Genomic DNA, 12,546 nt, shown 5'->3' with positions numbered 1-12,546 from the left:
GAGCGGGGATGCGGCCTCGTGCGTCTGCGCGGGCGCCGGGCCCGGTCCTGCCGAGCGCGGTCCAGCCCGGCTCAGCCCTTCCCGACCCAGGCCCGCCGGGCTCAGCCCTCGGAGGAGGAGCCGGCGGCGTCCGGGCCGTTCGCGGCGTCGCGGGCCTCGACGGCCGAGCGCACGATGTCCTCGAGCGACTTCTCGCTCTTCCAGCTGAGCGTCTCGCGGATGCGATCGGTCGAGCAGATGAGGCGCGCCGGATCGCCGGGGCGACGCTCGCCGATGCGCGGCTCGATCTCGATGCCCTTGACCTTCGCGATCGCGTCGATCACCTCGAGGACGCTCGAGCCCGTGCCGGTGCCGACGTTGAACACGTGGTGCGGACGGTCGTCGCCGCGCAGGTAGTCGAGCGCCGCGACATGCGCCTCGGCGAGGTCCAGGACGTGCACGTAGTCGCGGATGCAGGTGCCGTCGGGGGTGTCGTAGTCGTCGCCGAACACCGTCGGCACGTCGCCGCGGTCCAGCGCGTCCAGGATGATCGGCACCAGGTTCATCACCAGGGTGTCGGCGAGCTCGGGCCAGCCGGCGCCCGCGACGTTGAAGTAGCGCAGCGCGACGGTGCGCATGTCATGGGCGCGCTCGGCGTCGGCGAGCATCCACTCCCCCACGTACTTCGTGGCGCCGTAGGGGTTGATGGGCCGAGGATCGAGGTCCTCGGTCACGGAGTAGACGTCGGGCATGCCGTAGACGGCCGCGGAGGAGGAGAACACGACGTCGCGGACCTTGGCCTTCGCGCAGGCGGCGAGCACGTTGGCGAGACCGCCCACGTTGTCGTGCCAGTACATCTCCGGGTTCGCGACGGATTCGCCGACCTGCTTGTGGGCGGCGAAGTGGATCACGGAATCCGCGCCGGAGCTGGTGAGGTGGAAGGCGAGGCGGTCCACGGCGTCCTTGCTCGTCACGTCGAGCTCGACGAGGTCAGCGCCCTCCGTGCGCGAGCGGAAGCCCGTGGAGAGGTCGTCGACCACGACCACCTGCTCGCCCTTCTCCAGCAGGAGTCGCACCACGTGCGACCCGATGTACCCGGCACCACCGATCACGAGAGTCGTCATGCCCCGAGCGTAACCGGTGGTGCCGCGCACGGACGACGGCGGCGCGCGCCGCGCTCAGCTCCAGGACTGGGCCAGCGGCTTGCCCTCGGCGTAGCCGCTCGCGCTCTGCAGCCCGACGACGGCCCGCTCGCGGAACGCCTCGAGGTCGCCCGCGCCCGCGTAGGTGCACGAGGAGCGCACGCCCGCGGTGATCTCGTCGAGCAGGTCCTCGACGCTGCCCGCCCCGTCGGCCAGGTACATGCGGGAGGAGGAGATGCCCTCCTCGAACAGGGACTTCCGGGCGCGCGCGAAGGCGTCCTCGGCCGCGGTGCGCGAGCTGACGGCGCGCTTGGAGGCCATGCCGAAGCTCTCCTTGTACGCGCGGCCGCGCTCGTCGACGTGGAGATCGCCGGGCGACTCGAAGGTGCCCGCGAACCACGAGCCGATCATCACGTTGGACGCGCCCGCGGCGAGCGCGAGGGCGACGTCGCGCGGGTGGCGCACCCCGCCGTCGGCCCAGATCCGCGCGCCGAGCTCGCGGGCGGCGCGCGCGCACTCGAGGACGGCGGAGAACTGGGGTCGACCCACGCCCGTCATCATCCGGGTCGTGCACATGGCGCCCGGGCCCACGCCCACCTTGACGATGTCGGCGCCGGCCTCGATCAGGTCCCGCGTGGCCTCGGCGGTGACGACGTTGCCGGCGACGATGCGCACGCTCGTGGACTCCTGCGGGCCGACGGCCTCGCGGGCGGCGTGCAGCGCCTCGAGCATGCGGTCCTGATGACCGTGCGCCGTGTCCAGGACGAGCACGTCGGCCCCGGCGTCGACGAGGGCGCGGGCGCGCGCGGCGACGTCGGCGTTGATGCCGATCGCGACGGCGATCCGCAGGCGGCCCCCGGCATCGAGGGCGGGCGCGTAGATGGTGGAGCGCAGCACGCCGCGCGCGGTGAGCACGCCGCGCAGAGAGCCGTCCTCCTCGAGCACGAGGGCGGCCTCGTGGTGGGTCGCGGCGATGCGCGCGTGCAGCGGCGCGGGCTCGCCGGCGGCGTCCTGCGCGCTCAGACGCAGCACGTCGGTGCTGACCACGTCGCCCACGGCGGTGAAGGCGTCGCGGCCCGCGAGCTCCTCGGCCGAGACCGCCCCGAGCGGGAGTCCGTCGGCGCCCACGACCACGACGATGCCGTGGGCGCGCTTGGGCATGAGGGCGCGGGCCTGGCCGATGGTCCCGTGCGCCTCGAGGGTGAGCGCGTGGTCGACGAGGGGATCGCGGCGCTTCACGCTGCGCACGATGTCCTCGACGCGCTCAGCGGGCAGGTCCTGCGGGAGCACGGCGAGCCCGCCGCGGCGGGCCATCGTCTCGGCCATGCGGCGCCCCGAGACGGCGGTCATGTTCGCGGCGACCAGAGGGATGGTCGTGCCCGTGCCGTCGTCCGAGCCGAGGTCCACCTCGAACCTCGACCCGATCGACGAGAGGGAGGGCAGGAAGAAGCAGTCGTCGTAGGTGAGATCGGTCTGCGGGGTGTGGATGAGGCGCATGGGGCCAGGATACGGACCGCGGGCACGGCGGGACGGCCTGCGAGGTGAGACCCGCCACGCCGACGCGCGCGCCCACGAGCCCTTCCGTCGGGGGCGCAGGAGGCCCCTCCTCGCGCGGCTCCGGCAGCCGCGCGAGGGGGATATGATCCGATTCCTCCCGGTTCTCGGAGCACCCTCGGGGGTCTCGGGACCCCGACGCAGCACCTGCGCCCTTTCTTCACACGCCCGGCACGGCCGGAGGAGCACGCCCGGAGGGGACATCCGTAGGATGTGCGCCATGACGGACCAGACACCTGGTCGCCGTTCGCGTCGCCCTCATGTGGGTCGGCGCGCTGACGAGCAGACCGACAGCGGCCCCGCCCGGAACCCGGGCGCGGGCCAGGATCGTGAGCGCTCCGGCGGCTTCGACGCGAGCACAGCACGCCGCTGGATCGGCCCCACCTCCGCCGGATCCGCCGTCTCCGCGGGATCCGCGGACACTGCCGCCTCGGCGGGATCCGCGGGATCCGCTGCGTCCGCGGCCTCGGCGAACACCTCCCCCGCCACCGCTCCGTCCCCGTCGCGCGCGCCCTCTCCGTCGGCCGCTGCCCCGTCGCCCGGCGCCGCGCCCACCCCGCTGAGCGCCTCATCTCCTGACGAGTCGGCCCCGCGCCCCCGGGGCCGCCGCGCCGGCCCCCCGCGGGACGAGCGCACCGAGATGGCCGCCGCCTCGTCCGGGACCGCCGAGCCCTCCACCCGTCCTCGCGCGCGCCGCGCCCGCCGCGAGTCCGACGACGACATGGATGCATGGTCGGCGGCGGACAGCCACGTGGTCTCCCGCGACCCCGCACGGCGTGAGCATCCCGCTGACTCCGCGGCGTCCGCGGGGTCCCAGGATCGTTCGCGCGGAGGCTCCGAGGAGCCTCCGACCACCGTCCTCGAGCCCATGGAGACGCCGCGCACCTCGGTGCGGCTTGGCGCGAGCTCGTCGGTGACCGCACTCGGACCGCGTGATGCCGAGGAGGAGTCGGCCGCGCCGGTCCCCGCGGACCGCGACGAGCAGGCGGACGGAGCCGGCTCCGCGCCGAGTCCCGTCGCCTCCCCCGCGAGCCCTGCTGCTCGGCAGAGCCCGGTCAGCGCCTCCTCCGCGGAGTCCCCGAGCGCCGCCGGCCAGGACGGTCCCGAGGACGCTCGCGGCGGTTCCCGCGCAGCCTCCGGTGCCGCCGTCGGCGCTGCCGCCGCCACGACGGGCGTCGCCGCGGCGCGCACGCGCGGCAGTGCCGGTGCCGGCGGAGGCTCCGGGTCCAGCGGAGGTGCCGGATCCGGCGGAGGCTCCGGCTCGGGCAATCCGCCGTCGGACGGCTCCGATCTGCCCGGCGACGACGGCCGCGAGAGCGGCTCGGGCGACGGGCAGGGCCCGCGCGCTCGGGATCGCCGCACCGGCTCGCTCCCCCGCGCGGCCGGCTGGACCGTGCTGACCTCGTTCATCCCCGGCACCGGACTGCTCGCGACCCCGCTGCGCAAGCTGGGCTGGGTGCTGCTGGGGATCGTCGTGCTCGCGGCGGTCGTCGCGGGCGTCTGGTACGCGACCGGTGATCCCCTGCTCACGCTGCTCAAGCTGCTGAGCAGCCGCAAGGTGCTGATCGGCCTGATGGTCGCGATCGGCGTCGTGGCCCTGGTGTGGATCCTCCAGGTGGTCCTCTCGAACCTCGCGCACAACACCCGTGAGCGCCTGCACGGCCGCCGTCGCGCGGTCTCCCTGATCGTCGCCCTCGTCATGGTCATCGGCGTCGCGGTCCCCTTCGCCCGCGCCGAGCAGTACGTGTACGCCGCGCAGGGCCTGCTGGGCAACCAGAGCGTGTTCCGCTCGGGAGGGGGCTCGGGCAAGCTCAGCTCGAGCGATCCCTGGAAGGACACCGAGCGCGTGAACATCATGCTGCTCGGTCAGGACGCCGGGGCCGATCGCACCGGCACCCGCCCGGACACGATCATGGTCGCCTCGATCGACACCAAGACCGGTCGCACGGCCCTCTTCTCCATCCCCCGCAACCTGCAGTACGTGCGCTTCCCCGAGGGCACCGTGGCGCAGAAGAAGTTCCCCGATGGCTTCGACGCCTTCGGGAAGGGCCAGAACCTCATCAACGCGGTCTGGACCTGGGCCAACGACAACAAGGACCTGTTCCCGAACGACGACGACCCGGGCCTCACCGCGACCGAGTGGGCCGTCCAGGAGACGCTGGGCCTGGACATCGACTACTACGCGATGGTCAACCTCCAGGGCTTCTCCGACCTCGTCGACGCCATCGGCGGCGTGGATCTGAACGTCGAGCGGAAGATCCCGATCGGCGGCGGCACCAACCAGGCCACCGGTGGGAAGTACCCGATCACCGGGTACATCGACCCGGGGCAGCAGAAGCTCGACGGCAACAAGGCGCTGTGGTACGCGAGGTCCCGCGAGGGCTCGACGGACTTCAACCGCGTCTGCCGCCAGCAGCGCATGGTCCGCGCCGTGTCCGAGCAGGCGAATCCCACCAAGCTCGCCCTGAACTTCACGAAGCTCGTGGGCGTGGCCGGCTCGAACATCGAGACCGACGTCCCCAGCGACGACCTCGACGCCTTCGTGGACCTCGGCTGGCGGGTCAAGGACTCCGGGTTCTCCTCGTACCCGATCGTGCCCGGAGTGGATCTGCCGGACCGCCGCCACGACAGCTACTTCGAGGGCGGGCATCCCGATTGGGACTACCTGCACAATTGGGTGAAGGAGTCGATCGAGGACTCGATGGCCTCGGAGACGACGTCGGTCTCCGGCGAGAAGGACTCCTCGAAGGACAAGGACTCGAAGACGTCCACAGCTCCCGAGAAGACGACGGAGTCGACGACCACGGAGGCCGAGTCCTCGAAGGCGTCCTCGGACGACGCCTCGAAGGAGGCCGAGAAGCAGGCCGACGCCGATCCGCTGGCGGCCTGCATGCCCGGCACCCAGGACCCGGACGCCCAGGCCGGCGACTGATCCAGTCCGAGCGTCCATCGCATGACGACGGCGCCGTCCCCTTCCGGGGGCGGCGCCGTCGTCCTGTGCTGCGTCGAGCGGGTCGAGCGGTGAGGGCCCTCCCTCAGTCGGTCAGCTGCAGCAGCGCGTTCTCGATGAGCTCGGGCATCGCGGGGTGGATCCAGTACTGGGTGCGGGCGATCTCGGAGACCGTCTGCCCGGTGCTCATCGCCTGGATGATCAGCTGGATGAGGATCGTCGACTCGGGGCCGATGATGTGCGCGCCGAGGATCCTGCCGGTGCCGGCCTCGGCGAGGATCTTCGCGAACCCGGTCGTGTCCTCGAGCGCCCAGCCGTAGGCGATCGAGGAGTAGTCCTGCACGGCGATGCGCACGTCGAGCCCCTGCGCGCGGGCCTCGCGCTCGGTGAGGCCCACCATCGCGATCTGCGGGTTCGTGAACACCCCTGCCGGGACGGGCATCGTGTCCGAGCGCTCGAGGTCCTCCGGATGCAGGACGTTGTGGCGCACCACGCGCAGCTGGTGGTTCGCCACGTGCTTGAGCTGCACGGGATCGGAGAGATCGCCGAAAGCCCAGACGCCCTCGAGCACCTGTCCGTCCTCGCCGAGGACGCGCTGGCAGGGGTCCACGCGCACGCAGCCGTCGTCGGCCGTGGCGATGCCTCCCGCGGCGACGTCGAGCAGATCGGAGTTCGGTCGGCGCCCGACGGCCACGAGGATCTCGTCGGCCCGGATCTCGACGTCCTCCTCGCCGCCGTCCCCCGTCGTCGTCCCCTGCAGGACGACGCGGCCGTCGTCCTCGCGGCGGACGGCGGTGGTGGTGACGTCCGTGCGCACGTCCCACTGCTCGCGGGCGAGCTCGGTGATGCGGGCGGAGACGTCGTCGTCGGCCGCGCGCAGCAGGCGGCCCGAGCGCGCGACGAGGCTGACGCGCACGCCGAGCCCGGAGAAGATGTGCGCCATCTCGAGCGCGATCACGCCCGAGCCGAGGATCACGAGCGACGCGGGCAGCGCGTCGATCCGCATGATGGTGTCGGAGGTCTGCGGGCGCGCGTCCGCCAGCCCCTCGATCGGGGGGATCGTGGGGCGCGAGCCGGCGCCCAGCACGATCGTGTCCGCGGTGATCTCCTCGCTGCCGCCGTCGCGCAGGTCCACGTGCAGGGCCTTGGGTCCGGTGAAGTGCGCGGTGCCGCGCAGCAGGGTGAGGTTCGCGTTGTCCTCGTGGTCGCGGCGGTAGGCCTCGCCGCCCTCGACGATGGGGTCGATGCGGCCGAAGATGCGGTCGCGGATCGCGGGCCAGTCCACGCCGTCCAGGGTCTCGGAGACGCCGAAGCGGCCGGCGTCGGCCGGGGTCGCGGCGAGGTCGGCGGTGTGCACGAACATCTTGGTGGGGATGCAGCCGACGTTGAGGCAGGTGCCGCCGAAGACCTGGTCGGGGCCGACGCCCTTGTCGATGTAGGCGATGGAGCGTCCGGCGAGCTCGGGGCCCGGGAAGGAGTTTCCGGAGCCTGAGCCGATGAGTGCGATGTCGTAATGGGTCACCGAAGCAGACTACGCGGGAGCGCCTGCGGCACGGCATACTCGACCCCGCCGCGTCCCGCAGAAGGAGACCTGATGAGCGCATCCCCGCACCCCGCCGACACCCACGACCGGATCCGCATCGTCGGCGCCCGGGAGAACAACCTGCGCGATGTCGAGGTGACCCTCCCCAAGCGCCGCCTCACGGTGTTCACGGGCGTCTCCGGATCGGGCAAGAGCTCGCTCGTCTTCGGCACCCTCGCCGCCGAGTCCCGGCGCATGATCGACGAGACCTACAGCGCCTTCGTGCAGGGCTTCATGCCGCAGACCTCTCGACCCGACGTCGACGTGCTCGACGGGCTGACCTCGGCGATCACCGTGGGCCAGGAGCGGCTCGGCGGCGGGCCCCGGTCGACGGTCGGCACCATCACCGACGCCGCGGCGCACCTGCGCACTCTCTTCTCCAAGCGCGCCCAGCCGCATGCGGGCGGCCCCGGCGCCTACTCCTTCAACGTGCCGAGCGTGAGCGCGGCCGGCGCGATGACGGTGCAGAAGGGCGGGAGGACCCTCGCGGAGAAGACCACGTTCTCGCGCGTGGGCGGCATGTGCCCGCGCTGCGAGGGGATGGGATCGGTGAGCGACCTCGACCTCACCGAGCTGTACGACGCCTCGAAATCGCTGTCGGAGGATCCCTTCACGATCCCCGGCTACACGGGCGACGGCTGGACGGTGCGCGTGATCCGCGGCTCCGGGTTCTTCCCCGACGACGTCCCCATCCAGGACTTCACCAAGCGCCAGCGCGAGGACTTCCTCTTCAAGGACCCCGTGAAGGTGAAGATCGAGGGCGTCAACCTCACCTACGAGGGCCTGATCCCGAAGATCCGCAAGTCCATGCTGTCCAAGGACCGCGAGCAGATGCAGCCGCACATCCGCGCCTTCGTGGATCGCGCGGTCACCTTCATCACCTGTCCCGACTGCCACGGCACCCGGCTCGCCGAGCACGCCCGCACCTCCCTCATCGACGGCCGCTCGATCGGCGACGTGAGCGCCCTGCCCGTCACCGATCTGCGCGACTGGGTCGCCGGCCTGGACCCCCGGGGCATCGAGCCGCTGCTGGAGTCGCTCCAGGCGCTGCTGGACGCCTTCGTCGGCATCGGCCTGGGGTACCTGTCCCTCGACCGGCCCTCCGGCACCCTCTCCGGCGGCGAGGCGCAGCGCACCAAGCTCGTCCAGCACATCGGCTCCTCCCTCACAGACATCACCTACGTGTTCGACGAGCCCACGATCGGCCTGCACCCCCACGACATCTCCCGCATGAACGAGCTGCTGCTCACCCTGCGGGACAAGGGCAACACGGTGCTGGTCGTCGAGCACAAGCCCGAGACCATCGCGATCGCCGACCACGTGGTCGACCTGGGTCCGGGCGCGGGCCGCGAGGGCGGCACCATCACCTATGAGGGCGACGTCGACGGGCTGCGCGCCTCCGACACCCTCACCGGCAGGCACCTGTCCGCCCGCACGCCGCTGAAGGAGCACGTGCGCGAGGCCTCGGGCGCGCTCGAGATCCGCGGGGCGAGCACCCACAACCTGCGCGACGTGGACGTCGACGTCCCGCTCGGGGTGCTCACCGTGGTCACGGGCGTCGCGGGCTCGGGCAAGAGCTCCCTCATCCACGACTCCCTCCCCCGCGGCACCGAGGCGATCGTCGTGGACCAGCAGGCGATCCGCGGCTCACGGCGCTCGAACCCCGCGACCTACACCGGCCTGCTCGAGCCGATCCGCAAGGCCTTCGCGAAGCAGAACGGCGTGAAGCCCGCCCTGTTCTCCGCGAACTCCGAGGGCGCCTGCCCGGTGTGCTCGGGCGCCGGCGTGGTCTTCACCGAGCTCGGCTTCTTCGAGACCGTCGAGTCGGTGTGCGAGGAGTGCGAGGGCCGGCGCTTCCAGGCCTCCGTGCTCGAGTACCGCCTGGGCGGGACGTCCATCGCCGACGTCCTCGAGATGAGCGTCGACGAGGCTCTCGAGCTGTTCACGGGCGCGGAGGCGAAGGTGCCCGCGGCCGCGAAGATCCTGCGCCACATGCAGGAGGTGGGGCTCGGATATCTCACGATCGGGCAGAACCTCACCACCCTCTCCGGCGGCGAGCGCCAGCGCCTCAAGCTCGCCACCCGCATGGGCGAGAAGGGCGGGATCCTGATCCTCGACGAGCCGACGACAGGCCTGCACATGGCGGACGTCGCCCAGATGCTCGAGCTGCTCGACCGCCTCGTGGACTCCGGGAAGTCGGTGATCGTCATCAAGCACCACCAGGCGGTGATGGCCCGCGCCGACTGGATCATCGATCTGGGTCCCGGCGCCGGCCAGGACGGCGGACGCATCGTCTTCGAGGGCACGCCAGACCAGCTGGTCGCCGACGCCTCGACCCTCACCGGGGAGGCCCTCGCGGCGTACGTGTCCGGGGCAGATGCGGCGGGCGCAGACGCGGCCGGCCCAGATGCGCCCTGCGCGGACGCGACGGCGAAGGGGACGATGTGACCATGGACGATCTGCTGGGCGCGCTCGAGGACGTCGACCGCTCCGACCCCGCCCTGCGCGACTGGGTCGCCGAGCGGGTGCGGCGCCTGGAGGCCGACGACCGCCGCAGCGCCGACACCCACCTGCTCAAGCCCGACCTCCCGGCCGACTGGGGCATCGACCTCTATCTCAAGGACGAGAGCACCCATCCCACGGGCAGTCTCAAGCACCGCCTGGCCCGGTCCCTGTTCATGTACGCCCTGGTCAACGGGTGGCTGCGCCCGGGGATGACAGTCATCGAGGCCTCCTCCGGGTCGACCGCCGTGAGCGAGGCGCACGTGGCGCGGATGCTCGGCGTGCCCTTCGTCGCGGTGATCCCCCGGGCGACGAGCGCCCGCAAGATCGCCCTCATCGAGGCGGAGGGCGGGAGCTGCCACATGGTCGATCGGCCGGGCGAGATGGACGGCGCCGCCCGCGCCCTCGCCGCCGCGTGCGGAGGGCTGTTCATGGACCAGTTCACCTTCGCCGAGCGCGCGACGGACTGGCGCGGGCACAACTCGATCGCCCGCTCGATCTTCGAGCAGCTCGCCGAGGAGCCGCACCCGGTGCCGCGCTGGCTCGTGGTGGGCGCCGGCACCGGCGGGACGAGCGCGACGCTCGGCCGGTACGTGCGCTACCACCGCCTGCCCACCTCCCTCGCCGTCGCCGACGTGGAGGGCTCGGCGTTCTTCACGGGATGGGAGAGCGGCGATCCGGAGGACGCGCAGGGCCGCGGCTCGCGCATCGAGGGCATCGGCCGCCCGCGGATGGAGCCGAGCTTCGTGCCCGGGGTGGTCGACCGCATGATCCGCGTGCCCGACGCCGCCTCGGTCGCGGCGACCCGCTTCGCCTCCGAGCGGCTGGGCCGGCGCATCGGTGCCTCGACCGGCACCAACCTCGTGGCCGCCGCCCGGATCATCGCCGGGATGCGCGAGCGCGGCGAGAGCGGGAGCGTGGTGACGCTGCTGTGCGACAGCGGCGAGCGCTACACGCGCACCTATTTCGACGACGACTGGGTCGCGGACCAGGGATGGGACCTCGCGCCCTGGATGCGCGAGCTCTCGAGCGTTCTCCCGCTGGGCGAGAGCTGAGCTGCAGGAGCTGAGCTGCGGGTGCTGAGCTGCGAGACCTGATCAGAGGGGCTGCTCGGTGGCGGCTGATCAGCGCGGGCCGATCCCCTCCCAGGAGGTGAGCAGGTCGACGCAGCGCTCGAGCGTCGCGCGATCCTCGTCGTCGAGCGCCGGGAGGCGCTCGCGCAGGACCTCTGCCCAGTGCAGACGGATGCGCCGACTGTCCTGCTCGGCGAGCTCGGTGAGGCGCAGGTGCACGAGCCGTGAGTCCCCCGGGTCCCCCTCGCGCAGCACGAGGCCCTTGCTCACCAGGCCCCGCAGCGCCGCGCTCATGTTGCTGCGGTGCAGGCCGGTGGCTCGGGCGGTCTCGCCGGAGGTCGTGCCGGGGTGGCGGTGCACCCAGCGCAGCACCGCGATCTCGGTGCCGGTCAGCGTCGCGACGCCCGCGGTCTGGACGTCGGAGACCTGGATCAGCCGGGCGAGCCCCACGATCGCGTCGGCGAGGTCGAACAGCATCGCCTCCTCGCCGTCCAGGCGCAGCTCGGCGCCGGCGCCGCTCGCCGCGGCATCGTCGGCCGGCGCGGGATGCGGTGCGCCGGCGTCCTCGGGGTCTGCTGGGGCCGGGCTCACACGGGAATCCTAGTCCTCGGCATCGCCGCGCTCAGGGCCGCAGGCGCAGGAAGGCGCGCAGCGGCGGGCGGACGTCGTGAGCCTCGGTGAGGCCCAGGGATTCGTAGAAGGCACGTTGGCCGGAGTCGGCATCGGTGAGCAGCACGTGCTGGCGCACGGCGGCGAAAGGCGCGAAGGCCTCCCGCACGAGCTGCCGGCCGATGCCCGCGCGCCGGCGGTCCGGGTCCACGAGGACGTCCTGCAGGTACGCGATGCTCGCGCCGTCGCTGATCACGCGGGCGAGTCCCACCAGGCGCCCCCGCTCGCGGGCGGTGACCACGCGCGTGCTGCCGGCGAGCGCGCGGCCCAGGGTCTGCGGGTCCTCGGTATAGGCGCTCCAGCCGACGGCCCCGTACAGCGCGAGGGCCTCGCCGAGCCCGGGCACCTCGGCGCGGATCCGCGGCCCGTCGTCGTCCGTGCCGCTCGTCCCGTCGTCCGACCTGCTCGTCCCGTCGTCCGACCGGCCCCTCGCGCCGACCGACCCACCCGTGCTCTCGTCCGTCCGGGAGTCGACGAGCTGGAACAGGCGGCAGTCGGCCCAGCTCTCGCCCGCGATCCCGAGGCGCAGCATGCTCGGCGCGAAGCCGATCTCCTGGAAGCCGCTCGCGCGCAGCACGGCGACCGAAGCCTCGTTGCCGACCGCGGTGCTCGCCTCGAGCCTGTGCAGGCCGAGCCCCTCGAAGGCGACGTCGACGAGCTTCCGCAGGGCGTGGGTGACCACTCCCCTGCCGGACTCGGCCTCGTCGATCCAGTAGCCGACGCTCGCGCACTGGGCGGGTCCGCGCACGATCTGCTGGAGGGTGATGCGCCCGACGAGCCGCCCCGGTGCGGCCGGGTCGTCGTCGAGGAGGATCACGAAGGGCACGCAGGTGCCGGCGTCGTACTGCGCGAGCATGCGGGCGATCGCGGCGCGCTGCCCGGGCGGGGTCGCCCAGTCGTCGCCGCGCCGCGGAGCGCCGCTGAGCAGATGGCTGCGGTTGCGGTGCTCGAGCCGCGCGAGCTCGGCGGCGTCGTCCAGGCGCAGCGGCCGCAGCCTCACCTGGGTCGCCGGGACGCGGCGGGCATGCCCACGCCCCGCCCCGCGCTCGCGCGGGACGCTCTCGTCCGTCGGCTCCGTCATGGTCCGTCTCCCCC

General features: G+C 72.7%; 8 protein-coding genes. 3 read left to right on the top strand and 5 right to left on the bottom strand.

What is annotated here, in order from left to right; genetic code table 11:
- Positions 1-101 precede the first annotated feature (101 nt).
- Both galE and MHY49_RS13330 read right to left on the bottom strand, forming a co-directional pair.
- A complete protein-coding gene (galE, locus tag MHY49_RS13335) occupies positions 102-1,103 on the bottom strand; it encodes a UDP-glucose 4-epimerase GalE (RefSeq protein ID WP_239204844.1) in 1,002 nt (333 codons plus the stop codon).
- A gap of 54 nt (positions 1,104-1,157) precedes the next feature.
- Positions 1,158-2,618 carry a GuaB1 family IMP dehydrogenase-related protein gene (locus tag MHY49_RS13330; RefSeq protein WP_239204842.1) on the bottom strand — a complete coding sequence of 487 codons (1,461 nt, stop codon included), beginning with the start codon at positions 2,616-2,618 and terminating at the stop codon, positions 1,158-1,160.
- Positions 2,619-2,895: 277 nt separating this feature from the next.
- Between MHY49_RS13330 and MHY49_RS13325 the strand changes: the two genes are divergently transcribed.
- Positions 2,896-5,607 carry an LCP family protein gene (locus MHY49_RS13325; RefSeq protein WP_239204840.1) on the top strand — a complete coding sequence of 904 codons (2,712 nt, stop codon included), beginning with the start codon at positions 2,896-2,898 and terminating at the stop codon, positions 5,605-5,607.
- A 103-nt stretch (positions 5,608-5,710) separates the two neighbouring features.
- Here the strand turns inward: MHY49_RS13325 and MHY49_RS13320 are convergent, their stop codons facing one another.
- A complete protein-coding gene (locus MHY49_RS13320; protein ID WP_239204838.1) occupies positions 5,711-7,147 on the bottom strand; it encodes a mycothione reductase in 1,437 nt (478 codons plus the stop codon).
- 72 nt (positions 7,148-7,219) lie between these two features.
- Here MHY49_RS13320 and MHY49_RS13315 point away from each other — a divergent pair, with 72 nt between their 5' ends.
- The gene (locus MHY49_RS13315) at positions 7,220-9,655 is read left to right on the top strand and encodes an excinuclease ABC subunit UvrA (protein ID WP_239204836.1); all 2,436 of its coding nucleotides are present in this window, start codon (positions 7,220-7,222) and stop codon (positions 9,653-9,655) included.
- Between the two features lie 2 nt (positions 9,656-9,657).
- The gene (locus MHY49_RS13310; protein WP_239204834.1) at positions 9,658-10,764 is read left to right on the top strand and encodes a PLP-dependent cysteine synthase family protein; all 1,107 of its coding nucleotides are present in this window, start codon (positions 9,658-9,660) and stop codon (positions 10,762-10,764) included.
- Positions 10,765-10,833: 69 nt separating this feature from the next.
- Here the strand turns inward: MHY49_RS13310 and MHY49_RS13305 are convergent, their stop codons facing one another.
- Both MHY49_RS13305 and MHY49_RS19385 read right to left on the bottom strand, forming a co-directional pair.
- Positions 10,834-11,373, bottom strand: coding sequence for a MarR family transcriptional regulator (locus MHY49_RS13305; protein ID WP_239204832.1), 540 nt, complete (start codon positions 11,371-11,373; stop codon positions 10,834-10,836).
- A 31-nt stretch (positions 11,374-11,404) separates the two neighbouring features.
- Entirely contained in the window at positions 11,405-12,532 is a 1,128-nt protein-coding gene (locus MHY49_RS19385) for a GNAT family N-acetyltransferase (RefSeq protein WP_370646147.1), read from the bottom strand.
- Positions 12,533-12,546: the final 14 nt, after the last annotated feature.

The organism is Brachybacterium sp. ACRRE, assembly GCF_022346485.1.
Taxonomy (GTDB): domain Bacteria; phylum Actinomycetota; class Actinomycetes; order Actinomycetales; family Dermabacteraceae; genus Brachybacterium; species Brachybacterium halotolerans.
Note: the sequence above shows the minus strand (reverse complement) of the source record. Positions and strands in the feature narration are given on the sequence as shown.